The following is a 25969-nucleotide window of genomic DNA, read 5'->3' as shown; positions in this document are numbered from 1 at the left end:
GCGGACGGCCGTCAAACGCTTTCCCGGCCGAGGACCAGTGCCCCGGCCGCCGCCGTGCCCGCCGCCAGGGCCAGCGCGCCCGGCAGGGACCACGCGGCGAGAGGGCCGGCGACGGCCACGCCCAGGGCGAACGCGCTGATCTTGAGGCTCGCCCCGGTGGTGAAGACCTGGCCCCGAAGGTGCTCCGGGGCCTCCCGGTGCCGTACCGCGAAGAGCGCGGTGAGCTGGGGACCCTCGCCGAGGCCGAGGACGAGCACGGCGATCACGAGCGGCACCGGACGGCCCGTGGCCGCCAGCGTCAGGGCGACCGCCTGGAGCAGGGCGCCCGCCCGGACGACCGTGTCGGGGGCGGCGGCGAGCGGGCGCCGGGCGAGGACGGCGTTGGCCGCCAGGGCGGCGACCGCCGCGCCGGAGAACAGCAGGACACCGCGCCCGGCCGCGCCGAGCACCTGCGCGCCGAGCAGCGGGACGCAGGCCGCCAGCATTCCCTGGGCGAGGCAGGAGACGACCGAGGTGAAGGTCGCCCGGGCCAGCAACGGACGCCGGAGAACGACCCGGAACCCGGCGGCGAGGGTGCCCGCCACCGGGGCCGGCCGCACGTCCCGGTCCGGGGCGGTGCGCCCCGGCAACCGCCATGCGACGGGCACCGCCGCCGTGATCAGCGCCGCGGAGACCACGACCGCCGACGAGGCCCCCAGCAGCTCGGCCACACCCCCGGCCAGGGCCGGACCGGCCAGGCTCGCCGCGCCGAAGGTCATCGCGTCCAGCGCGTTGGCCCTGGGCAGCCGTGCGTCCGCCGCCACACGGGGGAGTTGCGCGGTCCAGCCGCCCGACAGCGCCGGGCCCAGCAGCCCCGTGAGCACGGCGAGCGGGACGGTGCAGGCCATGGGAAGGCTGCCGAGCCCCGCGAGGATCGCCGTCAGCCCCGTCGCGTACAGCGCCAGCGCGCCCGCCAGCAGGCGGCCCGGTCGCACCGACCGGTCCAGGAGCGCCCCGAGCAGCGGGCCGCCGAGCGCGGCGGAGACCGTGAGCCCCGCGAGCAGTGTGGACGCGGCGGCCGTCGAACCGGTGACGGCGAGGCCCGCCAGCAGCAGCGCCGGTCCGGACATCTCGTCCCCGGCGCGCGCGGCCGTCGCCGCGGCCAGGTAGAGGCGAATCGAGTAACCCTTCGGCACCGCCAAGACGTTACGGAGGTAACTCAAAACTCCGCAATATGCGTTACATTCGCCCCGTGTCCACTCCCCGCGCCGCTGACGCCGACGCTCACGACGACGACTGGTCCACCAGGCACTCGGTGCTGTCCACGGCGCGGCGCACCGCCGCCCTCGTCAACGTGCTCGGTGCGGGCCCGGCCGACACCGGCCCGGGCCCCGCCCCCGACGCGGTCGCCGAGGTGCTGCGCGCCTACGGCGAGAAGGAGCCCGTCGACCTCACCGTCCGTGACGTGGAGGGGATGCGCGAGGCCGCCGTGCTGCTGCGGGAGGTCTTCGCGGCGGAGTCCGCCGACGCCGCCGCGCACGTCCTCAACCGCCTGCTCGGTACACACACGGGACGCCTGCGCCTGTCGTCCCACCAGGGCGGCTCCCCCTGGCATCCGCACATCGACCACGCCGACGACGCGCCCTGGCCCGAGTGGTTCCTGGCCTCGTCCTGCCTGGCATTGACGGTCCTGGTATGGGACCGGCAACGCCCGCCCGGCAGGGTCTGCGCCTCCGGCAGCTGCCGGAACGTCTTCATCGCCCGGGGCAGTGGTCCGGAGCGCCGCTACTGCTCACGTCGCTGCGCGACCCGGGAGCGGGTCGCGGCGCACCGGCGCCGGGCGGAGGGGTGATCAGACGCCGAACTCCGAGGGCGGGATGTTCAGTGCGGTGCACGCCTCGCGGATCGCGTACTGCTCGGACTGCTCGAAGGACCCGTCGGCTCCCGCGACGACCATGCCCGTCTGCACGACCGCCCGGGCCTCCGCGGGCTTCTTGGCGGCCTTGGCGATCACCTGGAGGGCCTCGGCCTTCCCCTGCTCGAAGTTGGCGAGGAGCCGGTCCACGTGCTGGTTGAACCGCTGGCGGAGCTGGTCCGCCGGGAAGTTCTGCAGCACCTCGTTGGAGACGATCAGCTCCTCCACGCGCTGCCGCTCGGCCGGCTCCACCCGGCCGTCCGCGGCGGCGACCAGCGCGCACATGGCCATGCTGGCGTCCCGGTATGCGCCGCTCTTCAACTCGTTCTTGGCCGAGGCGAGCTGGGACTTGAACATCCCGATCAGCTGGGCCTTGGAACCGCCGGAGGACGAACCCGACCTGCCGCCCCCCAGGGGCCCGTGCGAACCCTGGCCGGATCCGCTCGCTCCCCGAGTGCCCTGGGACTGCTGGAAGGTCTTGGCCTGGTCCTTGATCTTGTCCCACATCGCCACTCGTGCCACCTCGGCTTCTGTCGCTGTCCATCGGTCTGTCCTCGGCCGCGATCTCCCGCGGTCACCACGATGAACGCGCCCGGGAACCACAGGGTTCCCGAAAGGCAAAGAAAAGGCAAAGCCCCTGGTGGGGTCGTAGTACGCTGCGCCACCGGTGAGTTCGTCGACGGATCGGTTGGGTGGGGCGCGCGGTGCGGTCGCGGGAGGTCGGCTGGTTCGTCACGATCGGCGTCGCGTCGACCGCGGGACAGGCGCTGCTCTACTGGGGGCTGCGCCCGTGGACGCCCCCGGCGGTCGCCAACCTGGTCTCGCTCCTCGTGCTGACGGTGCTGAACACCGAGGCGAACCGGCGGCTGACGTTCCGTCACGCCGCCACGAAACCGGTCCGCGCGCACCTGGGAGCGGGCGTCCTCTTCCTGCTCGGCTACCTGGTCACCTCCGGTGCCGTGCTCTGGTTCACGCACCGGCGGCCGGACGCCTCGCCCGCCGCCGAGACCGCCGTCCTCGCCACCACGTCCGTCGCCGTCACCGTCGTGCGCTTCGTCGTGCTGCGACTGGCCGTCTTCCGCGGCCCCGACCGCCGACGCGCCTGATCCGCGCCGCGCGACCCGCTGAGCTGTTCGGTCACCCTGGGGTTCCCCAGTCACCGAAAAGTGCGTTCTTCCATGTCAGCGGTCACTCTCCTACGGTTCCCGAGTAACCACAAGAGAGCGCATGGGCAAGGAGAAAGAACACATGGCCATCACCCTGGTGAACCCCGCCGGGCTGCCCGAAGTGGACGTCTACCGACAGGTGTCGATCGCGTCCGGAACGAAACTGGTCTTCGTCGCCGGGCAGGTCGCCTGGGACGCCGACGGCGTCACGGTCGGCGCGGGAGACCTGGCCGCGCAGGCCGAGCAGTGCTACCTCAACGTCGCCACCGCCCTGGCGGCGGCCGGTGCCTCCTTCGCGGACGTCGCCAAGCTGAACGTCCACGTCGTCGACTGGGCACCGGAGAAGATGCCGCTCCTGCTGGCGGGCATCGAGCGGGCGGCCGCCCGGCTGGGGGTGACCCCGGCCGCCCCGGCCACCCTGCTGGGCGTCGCGGCACTGGACGTGCCCGAGCACCTGATCGAGGTCGAGGCCACTGCCGTCGTCGACTGACCCCTTCGTGGCCCCGGGCGGCCGTACGCGACGTGCCGGCCCCTCCTGCCTAGCCGTGCACGGCCCGGTCGAGGAGGCTCTGCAGGTACAGGCCGCGTCCGGCGTCGACCGGCGTCGGTGTGCGGGTGCGCACGGCCGTCGCGAAGTCGCGGCGCAGGACGGGCCAGCACTCCTCGTGGTCGATGCCGGCCGTGTCGTAGACCAGGGGCTCGGCCGGACCGAAGAGTTCGACGCGGGTCAGCGCGCGGGGGACGGCCACGGAACCGGACAGCGAGGCCTGGCTCACGGCGCCGTTGTCGTGCTCGCAGGTCAGTTCCACCCAGCGGCGCGGGTCGCCCGTGGCGCGGACGGCGGTGACCGGGGCGACCGCGGCGTCCAGCAGGTCGAGCAGATGCGGGCCGAGGTCGAGCAGGGCGCCGTGCTCCAGGCGCCAGCCGGTGGCGAACTCCCCTTCCAGGAAGGCTCCGTGGAGGTAGCAGGAGCGCGCTCCGGCGACCTCCACGGAGCGGGCGGCTTCGAGGAAGGCCCGGGTGGCCGGGTGATAGCGCTTGGTCAGCACGAGCTGGGAGACGACCCCGGCCTCGGCGACCGCGTCGGCCACCCGGCGGGCCGCGGCCAGATCGGGGCCGAGCGGCTTCTCCAGCAGCAGGTCCTTGCCCCGCTTCGCCGCCTGCGGCGCCAGCTCCGCCTGGACGGCGGGCGGCACGGCGAAGGCCACGGCCTCGCAGTGGTCCAGCAACTCCTCGAAGGAGTCCGCGACATGAGCACCGTAGGGGGCGGCGGTCTCGCGGGCGGCCTCGGTGCGGCGGGCCCAGACCGCGGCGAGCCGGGTCTCGGGACCGGCGGCGAGCACCCGGGCGTGCATGGCGCGGGCCCAGGGGCCGGCACCCACGAGCCCGACCTCGACGGGCCGGTCGGTCCAGGGGGCGGGGACAGCGGTCACGGCGTTCCTGTCTGCGAAGGTCTCCCGGCGGCCCCTCGGGGACGGCGGGCGGCGGTCATGAGGCGAGGCGTTCCAGCCGGGCGTCGGCGCCGGCGGGGGAGTAGAGGTGCTCCACGACCATGGCGGCGGCACCCACGAGGCCCGCGTGGTCGCCGAGCCGGGAGGTGACGACCTGGAGGTTGGCGGTCGCGCGGGGCATCGCCCGCTGGTAGACCAGCTCCCGCACCCCGGTGAGGAAGGGCACCCCGGCCAGCTCTCCGGCGATCATGAGGACCCCCGGGTTGAGCAGGGTCACGACGGTCACCAGGACCTCGCCCACCCGCCGCCCGGCCTCGCGGGCCAGCCGGACCGCGTCCGGGTGCCCCTCGTTGAGCAGCCGTCTGACGTCCCGTCCGGACGCGGTGTCCTGACCGAGCGCGGCCAGTTCCCTGGCGATCGCCCGGCCACTGGCCACGGCCGCGAGACAGCCGTGGGAGCCGCACATGCACAGCGCGTCGGACCGGTCGTGCAGCCGGATGTGCCCGATGTCGCCCGCGCCGCCGTCGATGCCGCGGTAGAGGCGGTCCCCGATGACGACCCCGGCGCCGATGCCGGTGGACACCTTCAGGAGCACGAAGGAGGCGCAGTCGCGGTGGTTGGCCTGGTGCTCGGCCAGCGCCATGAGGTTGGCGTCGTTGTCCACCAGGACCGGCACGGCCTCGGCGGCGGCCGGGTCCAGGTCCAGGCGGGACGCGTACGCCTCCTGCAGCCGTTCCCGGATGGGATAGCGGTCCCAGCCGGGCATGATGGGCGGCTCGATCACCCGGCCGGACTCCCAGTCCACCGGTCCGGGCACGGACAGGCCGATGCCCGCCACGTGGGACGCCGGGACACCGGCCGCGGCGATCAGGTCCGGGAACCAGTCGGCCAGACCCTGAAGGACGCGGTCGGGGCCCGCGCCGACGTCCATCGGGCCGGTGTGCTCGGCCAGGATGTTGCCGGCCAGGTCGAGCACCGCGGCCCGGGCGTGCCGGGTCTCCAGGTCGAAGGCGATGACCGAGGCGTGGCCCGGGTCGAAGACGATCCGGTGGGAAGGGCGTCCGCCGGTGGAGGCACCCGTGCTGTGGCGCAGCCACCCGGCACGGTTGAGCAGGTCGAGGCGCTGTCCGACGGTGGAGCGGGACAGGCCGGTCGCCTGCTGGAGGTCGGCCCGCGTGTTGGCGCGACCGCTGCGGATCAGGTGCAGCAGTTCGCCGGCGCTGGCCTGACTTGACGTCATCATGGAGTCCCCCACGGCTAACTCTTGTCGGCGCCGCTGGTCAGCCCCTCGGTCAGCAGGCGTTCGGCGGCGAAGAACAGAAGTACCACGGGGATCGTGAGCACCACGGAACCGGCCATGAGGACGGTCTTGGGCACCTCGATGCCGTTGGACAGCTGGGCCAGGCCCAGGGAGACGGTCCACTGGCCGGGGTCGGCGGCCAGGAACAGCAGCGCGAAGAGGAACTCGTTCCAGGCGATCATGAAGACGTACAGGCCGGTCGCCATCAGCGAGGGCAGGGCGAGCGGCAGGATCACCTTGCGGACGGTCTGCAGCCGGGAGCAGCCGTCCAGCGCCGCCGCCTCCTCGATGGAGGCGGGGATGGTGACGAGGTAGTTCTTCAGCATGTAGATCGACACCGGCACCGTCTGCGCGACGTACACGACGGCCAGACCGACCAGGCTGGAGGAGAGACCGATCTTCGCGAAGATGACGAAGAGCGGCACGGCCAGCAGCGTCGCCGGGAACAGGTAGACGGCCAGGAAGAGGGCGCTGACCTGGCGGTGGCCGAAGAACTTCAGCCGGCTCACCGCGTAGGCGCCGGGCACGGCGGCCACCAGGGTCAGCACCACCGTGCCGAGCGAGACCAGCGCGGAGTTGAGCAGGAACCGCAGGAAGCCCTGGCCGCCGTCGTCGGTGGAGCGCAGCACGTCCCGGTAGGTGGAGAGGGTGAGGTCCTTGGCCGAGACCCACAGGGAACCGGGGTCGAGCAGCAGCGCGTCGATGGGCTTCAGCGACAGCAGCACCATGTAGTAGAACGGCAGGATGGTGATCACGGCCAGGAACGCGATGACGATCCAGCGCGCGACGCCGAAGAACCTCTCCTCGAACCGGGCCCGGGTCAGGGCGGTCTTGCCACTCACGCTTCCTCCTGGACCTTGTTGCCGAAGAACTTGAAGTAGAAGCCCAGCAGGATCATCAGCGAGAGGGCCAGGACGAGCGCCTGCGCGGCCGCCGCCCCCACGTCGTAGCGGGCGGTGAGGAAGTCGTACACGCGCACGGCGGCCACGTCGGTGCCGGCGCCGCCGCCGGTCAGCAGGTAGACGTCGTCGAACTTGTTGAACGTCATGATGAAGCGCAGCACGCACAGCAGCGCGATCACCGGCATCAGCTGGGGCAGCAGCACGTGCCTGAACCGCTGGGTCGGCGTGGCACCGTCCACCAGCGCGGCCTCCTCCAGCGTGTCGGGCACCGCCTGCAGCCGCGCCAGGATGAACAGGAAGGCGAAGGGGAAGTACCGCCAGCATTCGAAGACGATGACGGTCAGCAGCGCCAGCGGGATGTCGAAGTGCAGGCCCGGCAGGTCGACCTCGTACTGGCGGGTCGACAGGAAGGCGATCGGGTCGTCCCAGCCGAACAGCCGCCGGCCCCAGTCGTTGACCACGCCGTACTGCGGGCTGAGCGCGACCTCCCAGACGAAGGCCACGGCGACGACCGGCGCCACGTACGGCAGCAGCATCGCCGCGCGCAGCAGCCCGCGGCCCTTGAACGGCCTGCGCAGGGCGAGCGCGGCGACCAGGCCGAGGACCACAGAGCCGAGCGTGGCGCCCGCCGTGTACAGCAGGGTGGTGCCGAGGCTCGACCAGAAGCCGGCCGAGTCGAAGACCTGCGAGAAGTTGTCCAGGGACCAGTTGCCGAACAGGCCCATGCCCTGGATGTCGACGAGCCGGGCCTTCTGGAAGGCCAGCAGCACGGTCCACGCGATGGGCAGCACGACCACCACGAGGACCACGACGAAGGTGGGGGAGACGAACGCGAGTCCCGCGCGGTTGGCGCGCCGGCTGGCGGTGAGCGGGCGGCGGCCCGCGCCGGCGGACCGCTCCCCGGACGGGTCCGTGGACCGGTGGCTGGTGTCCCGGCGCTGCGGCGCGCCGGCTGGGGCTGTGGGCATGAGAGACCTTCGTGATGTGCAGGCGGCGGGCGGCTACTGCAGGGACTTCTTGAGGGCGGCGACCTCTTCGTCGGCGTCGCGCGCCGCCTCGGACGGCGAACTCTGGCCGCTGGTCATGGCACCGATGGCCTTCGGCACGGGCAACTCGCCGTTGGTGGCGCCGACCAGGGCGCCCTCGCCCTGGGTGATGCCCCAGCGGCGCATGTTGCTGACGCCGTCGGCGAGCTGGTCCAGCAGGGAGGTCGGGAAGACCTCGTCCAGGGGCTTGCGGGTGTCCACGCCGATGTCGCTGTGCCGCCAGGCGTCCAGGTAGCGATCGGGATCGGCGGCCGTGCCACTGCGGACCGGGATCTTGCCCTCGGGCGCCATGCCGAACCAGGACTCGTAGCCGGTGCCCATCATGTACTCGATGAACTCGCGGGAGGCCTCCGTCTCGGCCGTCTTGGTCGTCACCCATGAGGTGATCTCGCCGAACTGGGCCGCATCCTCGGCGTCGGGACCCTGCATGGCGGTGACGATGCCGCTGTGGTCCGACAGGTAGCCCGGGTCCTTCGCGCACTGGGGGCAGCTGGGCAGGGCGTCCTTGCGCAGTCCGGCGAGTTCGTCGAGCAGGAACGAGGACCAGATGACCATGGAGGACCGTCCCGCGAAGTAGGTGGCGCGGGTGGAGTCCACGGTCTGGGTGCCCGGGGCGCCGTAGGTGCGGGCCAGCTGATCGTATGTGCGGAAGGCCTCCTGGCAGCGCGGGGAGTCGAGGGCGACCTCGTGCCGGTCGTCGACCAGCTGGCAGTCGTTGGCCAGGGCGAGGCTCTCGAAGCTCTGGGAGGTGAAGACGTCGCTGGGGTCGGTGGCCGCCGAGATGCCGTCGTGGCCCTTGGTGGTGAGCGCCTTGGCGGCGGCCAGCGTCTTCGCGTAGGTGTCCGGAGCGGGCAGACCCTCCCGGGCGAACTGGTCCTTGCGGTAGACCAGCAGCTGGAGCCAGGCGTCGGAGGGCACGCCCAGGCTGGTGCCGCCGTCGGAGGTCAGTTCCAGCGCGTTGGCGTTGAAGGTGTCGCGCCCCAGCCCGTCCACGATCCGCTTGGGGATGTCGGTGTTCAGCAGGCCGTTGCTGTACATCTGCCAGACCTGGCCCATCGGAGCGGCGCCGATGACGTCGGGCAGGGTGCCCGAGGCCGCCGCCGACATGATGAGCTGCGGCATCTGCCCCTCGTCGACCCCGACGAGCTTCACCTTGACGCCGGTCTTCTTCTCGAACCCGTCGATGACCTTCTGCGTCGCGGCGACGCGGTCGGGCAGGTTCTCCTGCGACCAGACCGTGATCTCACGGTCCGGCTTGCCGGGCCCGGTGCTGCTCGCGCAGCCCGAGAGCAACCCGATTCCCAAGGCTGCCGTGACGCCGACCGCGGTCGTCCTCGACCGCAGGGTCCTGATGCGCATGGAGTGTCCTCGTTCCGCTTACGTCTGCTCGTCACGCATCACAGCATCACTTTTGCTTGTTGACAAGACATAAGTTGCGGATATTGTCGACGCAACCGCATCAGCAACCCTTCCGGAGCCGTCCGTGTCATCCGTGCCGCCCGTGCCGCCCGTACCGTCGGTGTCATGCGTGCCGTCCGCGTCGTCCGTGGAGCGCGTCGTCCAGTTCACCGGGCCCCGCCAGGTGGAGGTGGCCGAGCACACCCGGGCCGAACTGCCCCCGGGCCACCTGCGGGTCCGCACCCGCTACTCGGGAATCTCGGCCGGCACCGAGCTGACCGCCTACCGCGGCACCAACCCGTACCTGACCCGGACCTGGGACCCCGACGCACGCCTCTTCCGCGACGGCGCGCCCGGCATCGAGTACCCGGTGGCCGGCTGGGGCTACTCCGAGGTCGGCGAGGTCGTCGAGGTGTCCCCGGAGCTGGCCGGGGCCCCCGGCCTGCCGGTCCCCGGCGACCTGGTGTGGGGCATCTGGGGCCACCGCAGCGAGGGCATCGTCCCCGCCGAGCGCATGGTCGGCCACACCCTGCCGGCCGGCCTCGAACCGCTGGCCGGAGCCTTCGCCCGGGTCGGCGCCATCGCCTACAACGCGGTCCTGGCCGGCGACATCCACCTCGGCGAGGACGTCGCCGTGTTCGGGCAGGGCGTCATCGGCCTGCTCACCACCCGGCTGGCCCGGCTCAGCGGCGCCCGCGTCACCGCCGTCGACGCCCTCGACGGCCGCCTGGAGACCGCGAAGCACTACGGCGCCCAGCACACCCTCAACGCCCGCACCGACGCCGTCGCCGAACGCGTCCGCGAGGCCACCGGCGGCCTCGGCGCCGACCTCGCCATCGAGATCAGCGGCGCCTACCCGGCCCTGCACGAGGCGCTGCGCTCGGTGGCGGCCGGGGGCCGGGTGGTGGCCTCCGGCTTCTACCAGGGCGACGGCATCGGCCTGCGCCTCGGTGACGAGTTCCACCACAACCGGGTCCAGCTCATCTGCTCCCAGATCGGCGGCGTCCCGCCCCAGCTGTCCAACCGCTGGAGCGTCGAACGCCTCCAGCAGACCTTCCTGCGCCTGGTCGCCGAGGGCCAGGTGGACGTCGACTCCCTGGTGAGCCACGTCGTCCCGGTCGCCGACGCCGCCGACGCCTACGTACTGCTGGACGAGCGGCCCGCCGAGGCGCTGCAGGTCGTCCTGGAATTCTGAGAGTCCCGAAAGGCATCCCCATGCTCAAGACCGCCGTCCAGGAACAACTCGTGCCCGGGGACACCCTCCAGGCCAAGTGGGACTTCGCCCAGCAGGCCGGCTACGACGCGATCGAACTGCGCGGCAAGGGCGACTTCCACTTCGCCTCCCGGCGCGAGGAGTTGCGGCAGGCCCACAAGGACGGCGTCGTCATGCCGACCGTCTGCGTCGACATGCTGCACTTCCTCGGCGCCTTCGACGAGGAGCTGCGCCGCGACGCCGTCGCCCAGATGAAGTCCCAGCTCACCGTGATTGCCGAGATCGGCGGCGTGGGCGCCCAGACCCCCGCCTCGTACGGCATGTTCTCCCGGCGCCTGCCGCCCTTCGAACCGCCGCGCACCGAGGAGGAGGACCGCGAGGTGCTCCTCGCCGGGCTCACCGAACTGGGCGAGCACGCCCGCAGCGAGGGCGTCACGCTCTTCCTGGAGCCGCTCAACCGCTACGAGGACCACATGGTCAACCGGCTCGGCCAGGCCGCCGACCTGATCCGCGCCGTCGGCCTGGACTCGGTCCGGATCGGCATCGACAGCTACCACATGAACATCGAGGAGACCGACCCCGCTGCCGCGATCGTCGCCCACGCCGACGTCATCGGCCACGCCCAGGTCTCCGACTCCAACCGTTTCCAGCCCGGCGCCGGCCACTTGGACTGGCCCGCCTGGCTCGGCGCCCTGCACACCGTCGGCTACGACGGCCACCTCGCCCTCGAATGCCGGCTGACCGGCGACCCCGTCGAGGCCGTGCGCTCCGTCCCCGCCTTCCTCAAGAGGTCGGGCGCGTGAACTCCCCCCTGGACCTCCTGGACCGGCCCGCGCCCGCCGCGCCCGCGGACCTGACCCTGCGGCGCGGCGCGGCGCGGGTCCTGCTGGACAACTGGACCGGCGCCTCCACCGTCCCCTCCCGCTCCCTCTACCCGCACCAGTGGAGCTGGGACTCCGCCTTCGTCGCCGTCGGACTGCGCCACCTCTCGGTGCGCCGCGCCCAGCGGGAACTGGAGTCCCTGCTGGCCGCGCAGTGGGCCGACGGACGCGTGCCCCACATCGTCTTCAACCCCGCCCTGCCGCACGACGCCTACTTCCCGAGCCCGGACTTCTGGCAGTCCTCCACCGCGGGCCGGACCGCCGGTGCCCCCGCGTCCGTCGAGACCTCCGGCATCGTCCAGCCGCCCGTGCACGCCCTGGCCGCCTGGCTGGTCCACCGGGCCGACCCGGCCGAGTCCCGGCGCCGCGGCTTCCTGGCCCGCGTCCGGCCGAGGCTCGCCGCCTGGCACGACTACCTGCTCGGCCGCCGCGACCTCGGCGGGGGCGGCCTCGCGGCCGTCGTCCACCCGTGGGAGCCCGGCATGGACAACAGCCCCGGCTGGGACCGTGCCCTGCAGCGGGTCGAACCCAGCCCGCCCGGCACCTTCCGGCGCGCCGACCTGGACCACGGCCACCCGGCCGACCGGCCCACCGACCTCGACTACGGCCGGTACGTCCGGCTGGCCACCGAGTACCGCGAGGCGGGCTACGACGACCGGGTCGTACGGCACCGGTTCGCCGTGGAGGACCCCGCCTTCAACGCGCTGCTCGTCGTGAGCGAACTGGCCCTGGCCGCCATGGCACGCGAACTGGGCCTGCCCGGGCAGCCGCACACCGAGCGGGCCGCCGGGCTGACCCGGGCGCTGGTGGACCGGCTCTGGGACGAGCGGGCCGGCCTGTTCCGGGTGCGCGACCTGCACACCGGAGAACCGGTCGACGAACGGACCGTCAGCGGCCTGATCCCGCTGCTGGTCCCGCAGTTGCCCGAGGAGATCGTCCGGCGCCTGCGCAGCACGCTCACCGGACCGCGCTTCAGCGCCCCGGCCACGCACCTGGTCCCGAGCTACGACCTGACCGGCCACGCCTTCGACCCCACCCGCTACTGGCGCGGACCGGCCTGGTTCAACACCGCCTGGCTGATCGAGCGGGGACTGCGCACCCACGGCTTCCAGCAGGACGCCGAACGCCTGCGCACCGGCTTCCTCACCGAGGCCGGACGCTCCGGGTTCGCCGAGTACGTCGACCCCGCCACCGGCGCGGCCCGCGGCACCCGGCACTTCTCCTGGACCGCGGCCCTCACCCTCGACCTGCTGAGCACCGACCCGGAGGAGGCCGGACCATGACCGCGGCCGACCCCCGCGTCCAACTGGTGCGCGACGCCACCTTCGTCCGCCTCCGGGCCGACGGCGACATCAGCGGATCGGCGCCCGACGGGCTGTTCGTCCAGGACGCCCGGCACCTCAGCCGCTGGCGCCTCACCGTGGACGGCACCGCGCCCCTCGCCCTCGTACCCGCCGCGGCGGACACCGACGACACGGCCGCCGCCGTGCTGACCCCCGAGGGCACCCGGGACCACCCGCCCGCGTACACCGTCTTCCGGCGGCAGAGCGTGGCCGCCGGGACGTTCACCGAACACCTGAGCCTGGTCAGCAACCGCCCCGACGCCGTGACGGCCCGCCTCGGCCTCACCGTCGACGCGGACTTCGCCGACCTCTTCGAACTCCGCGCCGACGACCGCCACTACGCCAAGCCCGGCGCGGAGTACGACAGCCGCGCCACCGCCGACGGAGTGCTCTTCGGCTACCGGCGAGCCGACTGGCACGCCCGGACCGAAATCACCTGCGATCCCGCCCCGGACACGGTGGACCCAGCACCGGCCCGGCCGGGCGGCACCGCCCGGACCCTCACCTGGCACCTGCCCCTCGACGCGCACGGACGGGCCGAGCTGCGGCTGACCGCCCGCGCCCACCCGCACGGACGCGCCCTGCCGCCCGCCCCCGAGCCCGCCCCCACCGTCGTACGACGCCCCGAACGGGCCGACGGCGCCACGGACGACCTGACGCGCACCTGCGAACGCGGGCTCGCCGACATCGACCTGCTGACCATCCAGGTCCCCGGAGTCGACGGCGAGGACGTGCGCGTCCCGGCCGCCGGCATCCCGTGGTTCCTCACCTTGTTCGGCCGCGACTCCCTGCTGACCGCCTACTTCCTGCTGCCGTACCGGCCCGCGACGGCCGCCGCCGTCCTCAGCGCGCTCGCCGCCACCCAGGGCACACGGCACGACCCCTTCAGCGGCGAGCAGCCGGGGCGCATCGTCCATGAGACCCGGCACGGCGAACTCGCCCACTTCCGGCAGGTCCCGTACGGCCGGTACTACGGCGCCGTCGACGCCACCCCGCTCTTCCTCGTGCTCCTCCACGCCCACCACGAGACGACCGGCGACCGCTCCCTGGCCGTACGCCTGGAACGGCACGCCCGGCGGGCCGTCGACTGGATGCTCACCGACGGCGGCCTGGAGCAGCACGGGTACCTCGTGTACGAACCCGACCCGGGCGGGCTGGTCAACCAGAACTGGAAGGACTCCGCAGGCGCCGTCTGCTTCCGCGACGGAACCCAGGCCACGGGGCCCGTCGCCGTCTGCGAGGCACAGGGCTACGCCTACGACGCGCTCCTGCGCACCGCCGAACTCGCCGACACCGTCTGGCGGGACGAGGCCTACGCCGGCCGGCTGCGGGAGAGCGCCGCCCGGCTGCGGGACCGTTTCACGGCGGACTTCTGGATGCCGGACGCGGACTTCCCCGCGCTGGCGCTGGACGGGGAGGGCCGCCAGGTCGACGCGCTGGCCTCGGACGCCGGGCACCTGCTGTGGTCGGGCATCCTCGACCCGGAGCGCTCCCGCCGGGTGGGCAGAAGACTGCTGGAGCCGGACTTCTTCTCCGGCTGGGCGATCCGCACCCTCGCCTCCGGCCAGCGGCCGTACCATCCGCTGTCGTACCACCGGGGCAGCGCCTGGCCGCACGACAACGCGGTCGTCGTCCTGGGCCTGGCCAGGCAGGGCCTCACGGACGAGGTGCGCACCGTCGCTCAGGGACTCGTCGCGGCGGCGGCCCACCACGGCCACCGGCTGCCCGAGGTCCTCGCCGGATACGACCGCTCGGCCACCGCCGCACCGGTTCCCTACCCCCACTCCTGCTCGCCGCAGGCCTGGGCCGCCGCCACCCCGCTGGCCCTGCGCACGGCGCTGGGGCGGGAGCCGCTCGGCCGCTGACCCCGTTACTGCGAGGCCGGACGGGCGCGGCCCGGGGCACCGGCGTGACGGCGGCAGCCCGCGTCGTGCCGCGCGCCGAGCGAGGTCCACCACCGTTCGCAGCAGTCCTCGGCCAGCGGGACGGGGGCGGCCGCCGGGCCCAGGCACTCCGGTCCGTGCACGACACCGTCGGAGTGCCGCCAGAACGCGCAGCACGGCTCGAGACCGTGCGCGAACGGATCCGCCTGTCCGGCGGGCCGGGCCAGCAGCTCGGCCCGCCGGGCCCGGGCGACCCGGCGCCGGTGCTCGGCGCCCTCACGGGCGGCGCACCAGGCGAACACGGCGGCGGTGTACAGGCCGGGCAGGGCGAGCCAGGAGTGGCGGGTGGCCGCGTACGCGGCGGCGGCGACAAGGAGCGCGGCGGCGGCACGGCACGCGCGGGCGGTGCGCAGGCTCGGCGTCACAGGGAACTCCCGTGGGTCGGCGGGGGAGAAGGCCTCGGGACATCCGTATGCCCCCGGTTCGCCGTCGTACGTCAATCCCGGCCCGTCGGGCGGAAAATCCGTTGCGGTCGCCCGCCGCGTGCCCGACTCTGCTCCTCATGCCCACCGCCGACCTGCGACCGGCCACCCTCGCCGACGCCCCCGCCATCACCGCCCTCCTCAACGAGATAGACCGGATCGAGATCGGCCGCCCCGAGACCGACCAGCACACCGTCGAAGCCGACCTGAAGCACCAGCAGACGGACCTGACGCAGGACTCGTGGCTCGCCCTCGACGACGGCCGGCCGGTGGCGTACGGCCTGCTGTGGGACGAGTCCGGCGGGGAGCGGATCGACATCGACCACTACGTGCTGCCCGACCACCAGCGGACCGGGCTGCGGATGCTGGCGGCCATGGAGGCCCGCGCCCTGGCCAAGGCACGGGCCAACGGCGCGGAGCGCGCCGTGGTGCACCTGCACCTCAACACCCGGCCCACGACCGACACCGCGCTCCTCACCGAGCGCGGCTGGAGCGTCGTGCGCACCCACCACGTACTGCGCCGTGCGCTCGACCCGGCAACCGACCTCCCGCCCGAGGCCCCGGCGGGCGTACGGGTGCGGGCCTGCGCCACCGAGGCGGACCGCGTCCGGGTGCACGAGCTGTACCAGCGGACGTTCGCCCAGCACTTCGACTTCCAGCCGCGCCCGTACGGGCTGTGGCTGGACGACATCGACGCCGCGGGCCTCGACTGGTCCCTGGTGTGGATCGCCGGGACCGACGACCTGGGGGACGCCGGGTTCCTGCTCGCCCGGGACGACCGCGAGGCCATGGGCTGGATCCGGAGCATCGGCGTGCTGCGCGAGGCCCGGGGCCGAGGGGTGGGCGGGTTCCTGCTGCGCCACGCCTTCGCGGCCTTCGCCGCACGGGGCCGGGACACCGTGGGCCTCGGTGTCGACACCGCGAACGCGACCGGCGCCCCGCGGCTGTACGGCCGCAACGGCATGACCGTCCACTTCGCGGTCGACACCTGGGAGGCCGTGATCGCCTGACGGCTGACGGCGCCTCACAGCACCATCGCTACCACCACCGCGCAGAGCAGCCCGACATACGTCCAGGCGTAGAGGCGGTCCGGGAGGTGCGGCGGGCGCCGGCGCAGCACCGCGATCACCGGCAGGGCGCCCAGCAGCAGTGCCCCGGCCGCGCGGAGGTCGACCAGGCCCACCAGGGCCGCCTGCGCGTGGGCACCGGCGGGGCCCCCGGAGCCGCTCAGGAAGACGACGGCGGCCGGGAGCGCGATCGCCAGGGTCAGCGGGTTGGCCAGCGCGGTCGCCACGTGCATCGTGTGCCCGGCCCGCCGCATCGCGGGGACGGTCAGGACGCTGCCGCCCACCCCGAGGAAGGCGGCCACCGCGCCGACGGGTGCGCCCACCGCGGCGGGCAGCGGCCGCGGCGGGCCGGCCGCCGCCTCGGCCGGGGCGCGCGGGCGCAGGAAGCCGGGGCGCAGCAGCAGGTCGGCCACGGTGAGGGCGACGTACGCGACGAACGCCCAGCGGATCAGCCCGGCCGGGGCGTGGCGCGCGGCGAGCGCCCCGGCCACGGCGCCGACGCCCAGCAGCACGAGCAGCGGGCCGCCGCCCCGCAGGGCGGCCAGCACCCGGCGGGGCGTGACCGCGGTGGCGAAGGCCGCGTTCACCACCATCACCAGGGCCGAGGTGGCGGTCGCCACCCTCATCGCGTCCGCGCCGAGGGCGGAGTCCGCCCACACCACGACCGGGACGGCGACGAATCCGCCGCCGAAGCCGAACAACACGGTGGTCACACCAGTCAGGAGCCCGATTCCGAGCAGAGCAACAACATCCACGCAGGCCACTCCACCAGCTCGGCGGCGCTGCCCGCATTCGATGCCCGGCACCGTTCCTTCGCGACCCGGCCAGGGCGGACGTAGAGTGACCAGGTGAAGAACGTCCCCCTGGCCGACGTCGACCACGTGGACCGGGCCGTGCTGCCGATCGGCACCGACTACCCGCCCGGACACGTCCTGGACTGGCACGAGCACCGGCGCGCGCAGTTCCTGTACGGCGCCACCGGTGTCATGGTGGTCGACACCGACGACGGCAGCTGGACCGTACCGCCCGAGCGCGCCGTGCTGATCCCGGCCGCCACCCGGCACCGGGTGCGGATGCTGGGGGTGAGCACCCGCAGCCTGTACATCGAGCCGGACGCCGTCCCGTGGTGGCCCGGCACCTGCACGGTGGTGGACGTGCCGCCGCTGCTGCGCGAACTGCTCCTGGCGGCGGTCGAGTTCGAGCCCGACTACAGCCTGTCCGGGCGGGAGGGGAGCGTCGCCGACCTCCTCCTGCACGAGATCGCGGCGCGCGCCCCGCTCCCGTTCCACGTCCGCATCCCGGTCTCCGCCGACCTCGCGGCGCTGTGCCGGGCGTATCTGGCCGCCCCCGACGCCGGGGTCACCAACGCCGTGTGGGCGGCGCGGACGAACCTGAGCGAGCGGGCCTTCACCCGGCGCTTCCGTGCCGAGACGGGCGACAGTCCCGCCGTCTGGCGGGGCCGCGCGCGGCTGCTGGCGGCCGTGCCGCTGCTGCGGTCCGGCTCGGTCAGCGAGGTCGGCGGACGGCTCGGCTACGGCTCGCCCGCCGCGTTCACCGCCGCCTTCACCCGCACCTTCGGCATTCCGCCGTCCCGGTTCACCCGGGGCCACCGGGGGCATCCCGGCTGACGGCCCAGGAGCGCTCCTGCGCCAGGTGGCCCAGGGCCGCGCTGCGGCTCGACGCCAGGTGGTGCAGGACCAGTTCCTGGACGCGGTCCACGTCGCGGGCCGCGATGGCCCGGTAGAGGGCGTCGTGTTCCAGGGCGACGGCCAGCAGGTCGTCGTGCTGGCCCAGGAGCCAGCGCAGCCGGCTGCGCAGCACCCGCTCCAGCTCGTTGAGCAGTTCGTTGGCGGCCAGGGAGACGACGGTCTCGTGGAAGTCCGCGGCCGCCCGGCGGGCCCGCACCGCGTCGTTGGCCCGGGCCGCGTCGAGTTCGGCGTCCACCGTCGCGCGCAGCCGCTCCAGCCCCTCGCGCGTGTGCCGCTGGGCGGCGAGCCGGAAGCCCAGGGTCTCCAGGCCCGAGCGGACCTCGTCCAGGTCGGCGATGTCGCTCGTGGTGAACTCCCGCACCACCGCCCAGCTCCGTGGCCGCGGGGTCACCAGTCCCTCCGCCACCAGGGTCTTGAGCGCCTCGCGGACCGGGAGCCGGCTGACCCCCAGGGACTCGGCCAGCTCCCGCTCGACCAGGCGGCTGCCCGGGGCCCGCACACCGTCGATGATCTCGTCGCGCAACCGCCGCGTGACCCGCTCGGACTCGGGCGTGAAGCCCCCTGACGCAGCCATCGCCGTCCTTCGTCTGTTCCCGTTCCCGGCCCGCCGACCGCGCCGTGCGGAGCGGCGGTCGGGCGGCCCGTCAGGATACCCCGGGGCCCGCGGACGGCCCGGTGGGGACGACAGAGGGCGGGTCAGCCCGCCTGCGGGGGCCAGTTGACGATCCGCTTGGGACGCGGGCGGGCGTAGGTGCGCACCTTGGACGTGGACAGACCGAGCCGGACCAGGGACTCGGCGACCGTCACGGCGGCGGCGACCCCGTCCACCACGGGGACGCCGGTACGTTCCACCACGCGTTCGGCGAGACCCGCCATGCCGCCGCAGCCCAGGCAGATCACCTCGGCCCGGTCGTCCTCGACGGCGCGGGCGGCCTGTTCGGTGATGGCGTCCACGGCCGCCTGCTCGTCCCGCTCCAGGTCGAGCACGGCGAGCCCGCTGGCCCGCACGGAGGCACACCTGGCGCTCAGTCCGGCCACCGCCAGCCGCTCCTCGATCAGGGGGACCGTGCGGTCGAGGGTGGTGACGACGGAGTAGCGGCGGCCGAGGTACTGGGCGGTGCTCGCCGCCGCCTCGGTGATGTCGACGACCGGTACGTCGAGCAACTCCTGCAGGCCCTCGCGGCCGTGCTCGCCGTAACCGGCCTGGATCACCGCGTCGAAGGGCTCCGGGTGGGCGCGCACGGCCTCCATCACGGCGACGGCGGCGAGGTAGCTCTCGTAGTTGCCCTCCACGGACTCCGCGCCGAAGGCCGGGGTCAGCGGCACGATCTCGGTGCCGGGGGAGGCCGCGCCGGCCGCCTGCTTGCCGATCGCGTCGGTGATGGACTGCGTGGTGTTGACGTTGACCACGAGGATGCGCATGGCGGGGCCTGGGCCTTCTGCTCGGACGGGGCGGGATGAGAGGGGGCGGATCGGGGGAGGGGAGCGCGGGGCTACTCCGCGGCGACGGCGATGGCCTCGCCGTCCACGTCGCGGAAGACCGACGCACGGTCGGCGACGACCGCGTACAGCGCGGCGGCGACGATCGCTCCGATGAACCAGGAGAACCCGGCCGCGGCGTGGAAGAAGGGGACGAGGGCGACGACGACGGCGATCGCGGCGGCCGGGACGAAGGCGGCGACGGCCCGCGGGTTGTAGCCGCGCCGGTAGTGGTACTCGGCGCCCGCGTCCTCGGTGTAGAGGGCCGGCACGTTCACGCGGGACCTCCGCAGCAGCCAGTAGTCCGCCATGATCACGCCGAACAGGGGGCCGAGCAGCGCGCCGAGTCCGCCGAGGAAGTAGTTCACGACGACCGGGCTGTTGTAGAGGTTCCAGGGCGTGATCACCAGGCCCAGCACCGCGCTCACCAGACCCGCGCGGCGGAAGTCCAGCCGGTGCGGGAAGAGGTTGACCAGGGCGTAGATCGGCGCCACGAAGTTGGCCAGCAGGTTCACCGCCACCGTGAGGGCGATGAGGCACAGCGAGGCGACGGCCAGCAGGAACATGTTGGGGATGGTCCTGACGATGTCCGTCGGACTGGTGATCACCCGCCCGTCGAGGGTGAACTGGGCCCCGCTGAGCACCGCCACGATGACGGCGAAGAAGAGCATGTTCACCGGGATGCCGATCACGTTGCCCCGGACGATGGAGCCGCGGCTGCGCGCGGACCGGGTGAAGTCGCAGAAGTTCAGCACGAACGTCCCGTAGATCACCACCCACAGGGCGGCGGCCTGGAGCACCTGGAGCCACATCGCGCCACCGGTCAGCGGGTCGTCGATGGACACCGAGACCGACCCGTCGGCCCGGACGAACATCCACACCGCGAGGGCGCACATGGTCAGCAGGGTGGTGGGCGCGGCGAAGGCCATGTACCGGCGGATCATCTGCATCCCGTAGCTGACGATGAGCACCTGGAGGGCCCACAGCACCAGGAAGGTGATCCAGCCGAGCGTCGACTGGCCGAGCAGGGAGTCCGTGTCCAGGGAGGCCAGGGACGGGAACATGGCCACCAGGAGGGCGCTCAGCACGGCGGATGCCAGATAGGTCTGGATACCAAACCAGGCGATGGCCACGGCGCCGCGGACCGCGGCCGGAATCTTCGCTCCCCTGATGCCGAAGGCGATGCGGCTCATGACGGGGAACGGGACGCCCGTCTTGTGGCCCATGAACCCGGAGAGCGTGAGCAGCAGGAAGAGCAGGACCGAGGCGAGCGCGAAGGCGGCCAGGATGCCCCACACGTTCAGCCCGAGGGCGAACAGTCCGATGGCGAAGGCGTAATTGCCCAGGCTGTGCACGTCGTTGGCCCAGAGCGTGAAGACGTTGTAGGCGCCCCAGCGGCGTCCTTCCCGCTTCGTCGGGGCGAGGTCGTACGTGTAGAGGCCGGAACTGGTGGCGGTGTCGCCGGTCCCGGCGGACGAACGGCGGTCTTCCAGGGCAGTCATACGGGACTCCTGGGATCAGGTGCGGGGAGTTGGAGAGTTTCACAAAGCGGAAGCTGCTTTCCGGTGAACAGAACGTAGTTTTCGCCAAACCGCACCGTCAAGAGGTCTGCGGCAAATGGAATACCATTTTTGGCGCTGTTGACAGTCCTCCCGGCCGTCCCTACCCTGACGCCCCGTCATTACATCGATGTAAAGGCCCCGGGAAAGGACCCCCACGTGCTTCCCAGCCCCGCACACCGTCCCCGCGCCCGACTCGGCCCGCTCCTCGCCGCCCTCCTCGGGCTGGTCGTGGGCCTGCTGCCCGGCGTAACCGGACCCGCCGCCGCGGCGGCCGCGGCCGGATCCCGCGCCCACACCGCGGCGGCGGGCAGCTTCCGCAACCCGCTCAACAGCGGGCCCGACCCCTTCATGACGCACTGGAAGGGCGACTACTACCTCACCACCACCCAGGGCGGCAGCATCCGGATGTGGCGCTCCCCGTCTCTGGGGACCCTGGCGGCCGCGGACCCGGTCACCGTGTGGACCGACACCGACCCGTCCCGCAACCGCAACATCTGGGCCCCGGAGTTCTACCGCTTCGGTGACCGCTGGTACCTCTACTACACGGCCGACGACGGCATCGACGACCACCACCGGCTGTACGTCCTGGAGTCGGAGCGCGACGACCCCACCGGCCCGTACCACTTCAAGGCCAAGCTCGCCCCGCCCAACCACGCCGACGACTTCGCCATCGACGCGGGCATCCTCCAGCTCGGCGGCCGGCTCTACCTCGCCTACAGCGGCATCAACCAGTACCAGCACAACGGGATCAACATCGCCCCGATGTCGAACCCGTACACCGTCTCCGGCGACGCGGTCGCGATCGACGCCGCGGGCGGCTGCCCCGAGGTGCGGGAGGGGCCCGAGTTCCTCTACCGGGGCGGCCGGGTCTGGATGACGTACTCCACCTGCGACACGGGGAAGCCGGACTACCAGGTCTGGATGATGTCGATGCCGCTGGACGCCGACCCGCTGGTGCCGGGGAACTGGCGCCAGCACCAGGGCCCGGTCTTCTCCCGCGCCGACGACCGGGGTGTCTTCGGGCCGGGCCACCACGCCTTCTTCACCTCGCCCGACGGGACCGAGGACTGGATCGTCTACCACGCCAAGACCACGTCGGCGTACACCTACACCAACCGCACCACCCGGGCGCAGAGGTTCACCTGGCGGGCCGACGGCAGCCCCGACTTCGGCCGTCCGCTCGCGATGGGCGCCACCCAGGACCTGCCCTCCGGCGATCCCGGCTCGGGCAACTACTGGATCAACGACGACGGCCGTTCCAGCGGCCCCGGCCGGGTCACCTACACCGGGGCCTGGAACTTTGGCACCGGCTGCGCCGCGCAGTGCTTCTGGAGCGACGACCACTGGAGCGACCGGGCCGGTGCCACGGCCACCTTCTCCTTCACGGGCACCCGGATCGTCCTGCTCTCCGTCAAGGACACCGGCAACGGCTACGCGGGCATCAGCATCGACGGCGGGCCCGAGCAGCGGGTGGACTTCCACCACTCGATCCGCGTCGGCGAGGCGGTGCAGTACGTGAGCCCGCGGCTGGCGAACGGCGGTCACACCCTGCGGATCCGGGTCACGGGCGAGCACAACTCCCAGTCGGGGGCGTCCTTCGTGAGCGTCGACCGGGCCGAGGTCTACACGAACTGACCGGTACCGACCGGCCGAACCCCGGCCGGTGTCCGCCGGTCAGTGCCGCGCGTGGCCCTCCGTGCTCTCCCGCAGGACGAGCCGGTGGGCCACGATCCGGTCCTGCGGCGCCTGCACCCCCGACACGGCACCGTCCGGCGCCGTCGCCTCCTCGATGCGGTGCTGGAGCAGCTGTACGGCGACCTTGGCCACCGCCGCCTTGTCCGGCGCCACCGTGCTCAGCGTCGGGACGCTGAACCTGCCGCCCTCCACGTCGTCGAAGCCGATCACGGCGACGTCCCCGGGCACCGAGACCCCGCGCTCGTGCAGGGCCCGCAACGCACCCAGCGCCAGCTGGTCGTTGAGGCACAGCAGCGCGTCGGGCCGCGCACCCTCCTCCAGCGCCCGCGCCACGGCCCGCGCGCCGTCGGGCATCCGGAAGGACGCGACCGGCAGCAGCGCGGCCGGGTCGTAGGCGATGCCCGCCTCCGCCAGGGCGGCGCGGTAGCCCCGGGTGCGGGCCTCGGCCGTCCCCAGTCCCGAGTCGTCGCGCCCGCCGACGGCGAGGATCCTGCGGCGCCCGAGCCCGATCAGATGGCGGGTCGCCTCGCGCGCGGCACCCTCGTTGTCGATGGCCACGTGGTCGGCGCCCTCCTCCAGCAGCTCCCCGAGCAGCACGGTGGGCGGGAACCCCGTACGGTCCCGCAGGTCGTCGGCGGTCAGCGCGAGCGGACTGAGGATGATCCCGTCCACGAACGTGGAGCCGAACCCGGCCAGCGCCGCCAGCTCGTGGGCGCGGTCCCCTCCGGACTGGTGGATCAGGACCGTCAGGGACCGCTCCTCGGCCTCGCGGATGACATGCCGGGCCAGCTCCGCGAAGTACGGTATGTCCAGTTCCGGGACGATGAGCGCGATGATGCCGGTCCGGCCCTTGCGCAGATGACGCCCGGCCAGGTTGACCCGGTAGCCGAGGTGTTCGATGGCCTCGCGGACCACCTGCCTGGTCCGGTCGGAGACATGGGCGTAGTCGTTGATGACATTGGACACCGTCTTCTCCGAAACGCCCGCATGACGTGCGACGTCCTTGATCCTGGGCCGTGCCACCGAGACCTCCCTGCCTCTTTCGCGCTGCCCGAGTCTATGTCCCCGTGCCGATCACCCGCCCCAGCTCTTTACAGCCAATGTACATCGATGTAAAAACTAGCCACCGCATGAGCTCCGGCCGTCGAAAGGTCCGTGATGAGTTCCCGTCTGCCTGCCCAGGGGGTGCCGGCCGTGTCCGATCCGGTCCGCCGCCCCAGCCGCCGCCGGTTGCTGCGCAACGCCATGGCCGGGGCCGGAGCCCTGCTCGCCGCGGGTCCGCTGTCCGGCTGCGCCTCACCGGCCTCGGCCTCCGGGGCGTCCGACCTGAGCGTCTGGGACCTCTTCCAGGGCGGCGACGGCCTGCTGATGGACGACATGATCGAGGCCGTGTCCAAGGGGGCGGGAGGAGCCAAGGGCTTCGACGTCGACCGCACGATCCTGGACTGGGGCCCGTCGTACTACACCAAGCTCGCCATGTCCGCGGCCGGCGGCCGGGCCTCCGACGTGGCCGCCATGCACCTGTCCCGGCTGGCGGGCTACGCGCCCGGCGGACTGGTGGACGCCTTCGACCTGGACCTGCTCGCCGAACACGGCGTGAGCGAGAAGGACTTCACGCCGGCCGTCTGGTCGCGCACCCGGCACGAGGGGACGGTCTACGCCATCCCGCTGGACGTGCACCCCTTCATCGTGTTCTACGACAAGAAGGCCGCGGAGCAGGCCGGACTCCTGGACACCTCCGGCGAACTGGCCCCCATGGGCTCGCCCGAGGCCCTGCTGGAGGCGGGCAAGGCCCTCGCCGAGGCGACCGGCCAGGCGGGCATCCTGTTCGGCCACGTCACCGACACGGCGCAGAACTGGCGCCTGTTCGCCGGGCTCTACGCGCAGACCGGCGCCGCCTTCGACCTCCCGGACGGCGGCCCCCCGGAGATCGACGTGGACGCCGCGGTACGCGTCGTGACCCTCATGACGCGGCTCTTCGACGGGAGGACCAACCCCAACAACCTGGACTACAACGGCGCGCTGGCCGCCTTCAGCAGCGGCCGCGGCGGCATGGCCATGCTGGGCGAGTGGGAGCTGCCGACACTGAAGAAGTCCGGCATGGAGCTGGGCGCCGCGCCCTTCCCGCAGGTCTTCGAGAAGCCGGCCGTCTACACCGACAGCCACAGCTTCGTCCTCCCGCACCAGGACAGCCCCGACCCGGCCCGGCGCCGCGAGGCCCACCGCTACGTCGCCCAGATTCTCAAGCAGAGCCTCACCTGGGCGAGCGCCGGACACATCCCCGCCTACCAGCCCGTCCTCGCGGAGCCGGAGTACGCAGCCCTGGAACCCCAGTCCTCCTACGCCGACGCCGCGAAGGTGGCCGTGCTCGACCCGCCCAACTGGTTCGCGGGCGCCGGTTCCAACTTCCAGAACCGGATGTGCCAGCCGCTCCAGTCGGCGCTGCTGGGCAACACCACCCCCGAGAAGGCGGTGCGGCAGATGGTCCGCGAGGCGGACACGCTGCTGCGGCAGCCCAACCCGGTGGCCTGACCAGCGAAAGGAGTGACCGACATGACCACCACCGCACCCCTCGGCGCCGAGGAGCAGACCGGTTCGCCCGCCGCCGAGGCGGACGGCCGCCGCCGCACCGCTCCGGGCCGCCTGCGCGCCGGAAACGGCCTCGTGTTCGTCCTGCCGTTCCTGCTCGTGTTCGGCCTCTTCATGGTCTGGCCGATCGTGCAGGGGCTCTGGATGAGCTTCACCGACAGCTCACTCGCCCTGCGTGACACGAGCTTCGTCGGCCTCGACAACTACACCGAGGCGTTCGGTGATCCGGACGTGTGGAGCAGCCTCGGCAACACCGTCTTGTTCACCGTCATCTCCAGCGTCCCGCTGGTGCTGGTCGCGCTCGCCATGGCCCTGCTGGTGCACAGCGGACTGGCCGGGCAGTGGGCGTGGCGCCTGTCGTTCTTCGCGCCCTACCTGCTGCCCGTGACCGTCGTGACCATGATCTGGACCTGGCTCTACCAGCCCGAACTGGGCATGGCCAACCAGCTCCTGGACGCTCTGGGGATGGAACCGGTGGGCTGGCTGTCCGACGAGTCCGTGGCCATGTGGTCGGTGGCCGCCCTCACCGTCTGGTGGACGGTCGGCTTCAACTTCCTGCTCTACCTGGCGGCGCTCCAGTCCCTGCCCACCACCTTCGACGAGGCGGCGGCACTCGACGGGGCCGGTGCCTGGCGCCGCCTGTGGTCCATCACCCTGCCGCAACTGCGCCGGACCACCGGCCTGGTGGCCATGCTCCAGATCCTGGCCTCCCTCAAGGTCTTCGACCAGATCTACATCCTCACCAAGGGCGGACCCAACGGTTCCACCCGGCCGGTCCTGGAGTACGTCTACGACGTGGGCTTCACGGGATACCGCCTCGGCTACGCCTCCGCCGTCTCGTACCTCTTCTTCGCCCTGATCATCCTCGTCTCGCTCGTGCAGCTCCGCCTCTTCCGCCGGGAGGACTGA

At 72.8% G+C, this 25969-nt stretch carries 25 protein-coding genes; 12 read left to right on the top strand and 13 right to left on the bottom strand.

All coding sequences use genetic code 11. The annotated features are described in order from the left end of the window. Positions 1–11: 11 nt before the first annotated feature. A complete protein-coding gene (locus tag K7854_RS11830) occupies positions 12–1175 on the bottom strand; it encodes an MFS transporter (RefSeq protein WP_226026380.1) in 1164 nt (387 codons plus the stop codon). Positions 1176–1213: 38 nt separating this feature from the next. Here K7854_RS11830 and K7854_RS11825 point away from each other — a divergent pair, with 38 nt between their 5' ends. Then, positions 1214–1831: a CGNR zinc finger domain-containing protein gene (locus K7854_RS11825; protein WP_226026379.1), complete on the top strand. Its 618-nt coding sequence runs from the start codon at positions 1214–1216 to the stop codon at positions 1829–1831. Here the strand turns inward: K7854_RS11825 and K7854_RS11820 are convergent, their stop codons facing one another. Beyond that, positions 1832–2407, bottom strand: a complete 576-nt coding sequence (locus K7854_RS11820; protein WP_226026493.1) for a tellurite resistance TerB family protein — start codon at positions 2405–2407, stop codon at positions 1832–1834. 179 nt (positions 2408–2586) lie between these two features. Here K7854_RS11820 and K7854_RS11815 point away from each other — a divergent pair, with 179 nt between their 5' ends. After that, complete coding sequence (locus tag K7854_RS11815; protein WP_226026378.1) at positions 2587–3000, top strand: GtrA family protein; 414 nt, start codon at positions 2587–2589, stop codon at positions 2998–3000. 142 nt (positions 3001–3142) lie between these two features. After that, complete coding sequence (locus K7854_RS11810) at positions 3143–3550, top strand: RidA family protein (protein WP_226026377.1); 408 nt, start codon at positions 3143–3145, stop codon at positions 3548–3550. 49 nt (positions 3551–3599) lie between these two features. On the opposite strand, the gene K7854_RS11805 is transcribed toward K7854_RS11810, so the two are convergent. From K7854_RS11805 to K7854_RS11785, 5 genes are read right to left on the bottom strand one after another with little or no spacing between them, the layout of a single operon-like run. Then, a complete protein-coding gene (locus tag K7854_RS11805) occupies positions 3600–4493 on the bottom strand; it encodes a Gfo/Idh/MocA family protein (protein WP_226026376.1) in 894 nt (297 codons plus the stop codon). 55 nt (positions 4494–4548) lie between these two features. Further along, positions 4549–5751, bottom strand: coding sequence for an ROK family transcriptional regulator (locus K7854_RS11800; RefSeq protein WP_226026492.1), 1203 nt, complete (start codon positions 5749–5751; stop codon positions 4549–4551). Positions 5752–5768: 17 nt separating this feature from the next. Continuing rightward, positions 5769–6653, bottom strand: coding sequence for a carbohydrate ABC transporter permease (locus tag K7854_RS11795; protein ID WP_226026375.1), 885 nt, complete (start codon positions 6651–6653; stop codon positions 5769–5771). Then, a complete protein-coding gene (locus tag K7854_RS11790) occupies positions 6650–7681 on the bottom strand; it encodes a carbohydrate ABC transporter permease (RefSeq protein WP_226026374.1) in 1032 nt (343 codons plus the stop codon). Before K7854_RS11790 ends, K7854_RS11795 begins: the two co-directional genes overlap by 4 nt. Positions 7682–7714: 33 nt before the next feature. Next, positions 7715–9118 carry an ABC transporter substrate-binding protein gene (locus K7854_RS11785; RefSeq protein WP_226026373.1) on the bottom strand — a complete coding sequence of 468 codons (1404 nt, stop codon included), beginning with the start codon at positions 9116–9118 and terminating at the stop codon, positions 7715–7717. A gap of 187 nt (positions 9119–9305) precedes the next feature. On the opposite strand from K7854_RS11785, the gene K7854_RS11780 reads away from it, so the two are divergent. From K7854_RS11780 to K7854_RS11765, 4 genes are read left to right on the top strand one after another with little or no spacing between them, the layout of a single operon-like run. Further along, positions 9306–10352 carry a zinc-dependent alcohol dehydrogenase gene (locus tag K7854_RS11780; protein ID WP_226026491.1) on the top strand — a complete coding sequence of 349 codons (1047 nt, stop codon included), beginning with the start codon at positions 9306–9308 and terminating at the stop codon, positions 10350–10352. Positions 10353–10372: 20 nt separating this feature from the next. Then, complete coding sequence (locus K7854_RS11775; RefSeq protein ID WP_226026372.1) at positions 10373–11173, top strand: sugar phosphate isomerase/epimerase family protein; 801 nt, start codon at positions 10373–10375, stop codon at positions 11171–11173. Beyond that, on the top strand, positions 11170–12534 hold the full coding sequence (locus K7854_RS11770; protein ID WP_226026371.1) for an MGH1-like glycoside hydrolase domain-containing protein: 1365 nt from the start codon (positions 11170–11172) through the stop codon (positions 12532–12534). The genes K7854_RS11775 and K7854_RS11770 overlap by 4 nt, the downstream gene beginning before the upstream one ends. Then, positions 12531–14459 (top strand): amylo-alpha-1,6-glucosidase, encoded by a 1929-nt coding sequence (locus K7854_RS11765; protein ID WP_226026370.1) that lies wholly within the window; start codon positions 12531–12533, stop codon positions 14457–14459. Before K7854_RS11770 ends, K7854_RS11765 begins: the two co-directional genes overlap by 4 nt. Positions 14460–14464: 5 nt before the next feature. On the opposite strand, the gene K7854_RS11760 is transcribed toward K7854_RS11765, so the two are convergent. Next, positions 14465–14902, bottom strand: a complete 438-nt coding sequence (locus K7854_RS11760) for a hypothetical protein (RefSeq protein ID WP_226026369.1) — start codon at positions 14900–14902, stop codon at positions 14465–14467. A gap of 137 nt (positions 14903–15039) precedes the next feature. Here K7854_RS11760 and K7854_RS11755 point away from each other — a divergent pair, with 137 nt between their 5' ends. Next, the gene (locus K7854_RS11755; RefSeq protein ID WP_226026368.1) at positions 15040–15969 is read left to right on the top strand and encodes a GNAT family N-acetyltransferase; all 930 of its coding nucleotides are present in this window, start codon (positions 15040–15042) and stop codon (positions 15967–15969) included. Positions 15970–15983: 14 nt separating this feature from the next. Here K7854_RS11755 and K7854_RS11750 read toward each other — a convergent pair whose 3' ends face one another. Next, on the bottom strand, positions 15984–16781 hold the full coding sequence (locus K7854_RS11750) for a sulfite exporter TauE/SafE family protein (protein ID WP_226026367.1): 798 nt from the start codon (positions 16779–16781) through the stop codon (positions 15984–15986). Positions 16782–16874: 93 nt separating this feature from the next. On the opposite strand from K7854_RS11750, the gene K7854_RS11745 reads away from it, so the two are divergent. After that, entirely contained in the window at positions 16875–17654 is a 780-nt protein-coding gene (locus tag K7854_RS11745; protein WP_226026366.1) for an AraC family transcriptional regulator, read from the top strand. On the opposite strand, the gene K7854_RS11740 is transcribed toward K7854_RS11745, so the two are convergent. From K7854_RS11740 to K7854_RS11730, 3 genes are all read right to left on the bottom strand, one after another. After that, positions 17623–18309, bottom strand: a complete 687-nt coding sequence (locus K7854_RS11740; RefSeq protein ID WP_226026365.1) for a GntR family transcriptional regulator — start codon at positions 18307–18309, stop codon at positions 17623–17625. The genes K7854_RS11745 and K7854_RS11740 overlap by 32 nt on opposite strands. A 122-nt stretch (positions 18310–18431) precedes the next feature. Next, a complete protein-coding gene (locus K7854_RS11735) occupies positions 18432–19157 on the bottom strand; it encodes an aspartate/glutamate racemase family protein (RefSeq protein ID WP_226026364.1) in 726 nt (241 codons plus the stop codon). A gap of 71 nt (positions 19158–19228) precedes the next feature. Then, complete coding sequence (locus K7854_RS11730; RefSeq protein ID WP_226026363.1) at positions 19229–20716, bottom strand: NCS1 family nucleobase:cation symporter-1; 1488 nt, start codon at positions 20714–20716, stop codon at positions 19229–19231. Between the two features lie 216 nt (positions 20717–20932). Between K7854_RS11730 and K7854_RS11725 the strand changes: the two genes are divergently transcribed. Then, entirely contained in the window at positions 20933–22411 is a 1479-nt protein-coding gene (locus K7854_RS11725) for a family 43 glycosylhydrolase (RefSeq protein ID WP_226026362.1), read from the top strand. A 39-nt stretch (positions 22412–22450) separates the two neighbouring features. Here K7854_RS11725 and K7854_RS11720 read toward each other — a convergent pair whose 3' ends face one another. Beyond that, entirely contained in the window at positions 22451–23494 is a 1044-nt protein-coding gene (locus K7854_RS11720) for a LacI family DNA-binding transcriptional regulator (RefSeq protein ID WP_226026361.1), read from the bottom strand. Positions 23495–23629: 135 nt separating this feature from the next. Here K7854_RS11720 and K7854_RS11715 point away from each other — a divergent pair, with 135 nt between their 5' ends. Next, on the top strand, positions 23630–25003 hold the full coding sequence (locus K7854_RS11715; protein WP_226026360.1) for an extracellular solute-binding protein: 1374 nt from the start codon (positions 23630–23632) through the stop codon (positions 25001–25003). Positions 25004–25024: 21 nt separating this feature from the next. Further along, positions 25025–25969, top strand: coding sequence for a carbohydrate ABC transporter permease (locus K7854_RS11710; RefSeq protein ID WP_226026359.1), 945 nt, complete (start codon positions 25025–25027; stop codon positions 25967–25969).

This window comes from Streptomyces hyderabadensis, assembly GCF_020404845.1.
Lineage (GTDB): Bacteria > Actinomycetota > Actinomycetes > Streptomycetales > Streptomycetaceae > Streptomyces > Streptomyces hyderabadensis.
Note: the sequence above shows the minus strand (reverse complement) of the source record. Positions and strands in the feature narration are given on the sequence as shown.

Bases quoted from the DNA above. Each gene is read 5' to 3' on its own strand.
- K7854_RS11825 (WP_226026379.1), top strand. From the start codon at position 1,214: ATGCGTTACATTCGCCCCGTGTCCACTCCCCGCGCCGCTGACGCCGAC.
- K7854_RS11810 (WP_226026377.1), top strand. From the start codon at position 3,143: ATGGCCATCACCCTGGTGAACCCCGCCGGGCTGCCCGAAGTGGACGTC.
- K7854_RS11800 (WP_226026492.1), bottom strand. From the start codon at position 5,751: ATGACGTCAAGTCAGGCCAGCGCCGGCGAACTGCTGCACCTGATCCGC.
- K7854_RS11790 (WP_226026374.1), bottom strand. From the start codon at position 7,681: ATGCCCACAGCCCCAGCCGGCGCGCCGCAGCGCCGGGACACCAGCCAC.
- K7854_RS11785 (WP_226026373.1), bottom strand. From the start codon at position 9,118: ATGCGCATCAGGACCCTGCGGTCGAGGACGACCGCGGTCGGCGTCACG.
- K7854_RS11775 (WP_226026372.1), top strand. From the start codon at position 10,373: ATGCTCAAGACCGCCGTCCAGGAACAACTCGTGCCCGGGGACACCCTC.
- K7854_RS11765 (WP_226026370.1), top strand. From the start codon at position 12,531: ATGACCGCGGCCGACCCCCGCGTCCAACTGGTGCGCGACGCCACCTTC.
- K7854_RS11755 (WP_226026368.1), top strand. From the start codon at position 15,040: ATGCCCACCGCCGACCTGCGACCGGCCACCCTCGCCGACGCCCCCGCC.
- K7854_RS11740 (WP_226026365.1), bottom strand. From the start codon at position 18,309: ATGGCTGCGTCAGGGGGCTTCACGCCCGAGTCCGAGCGGGTCACGCGG.
- K7854_RS11735 (WP_226026364.1), bottom strand. From the start codon at position 19,157: ATGCGCATCCTCGTGGTCAACGTCAACACCACGCAGTCCATCACCGAC.
- K7854_RS11730 (WP_226026363.1), bottom strand. From the start codon at position 20,716: ATGACTGCCCTGGAAGACCGCCGTTCGTCCGCCGGGACCGGCGACACC.
- K7854_RS11715 (WP_226026360.1), top strand. From the start codon at position 23,630: ATGAGTTCCCGTCTGCCTGCCCAGGGGGTGCCGGCCGTGTCCGATCCG.
- K7854_RS11710 (WP_226026359.1), top strand. From the start codon at position 25,025: ATGACCACCACCGCACCCCTCGGCGCCGAGGAGCAGACCGGTTCGCCC.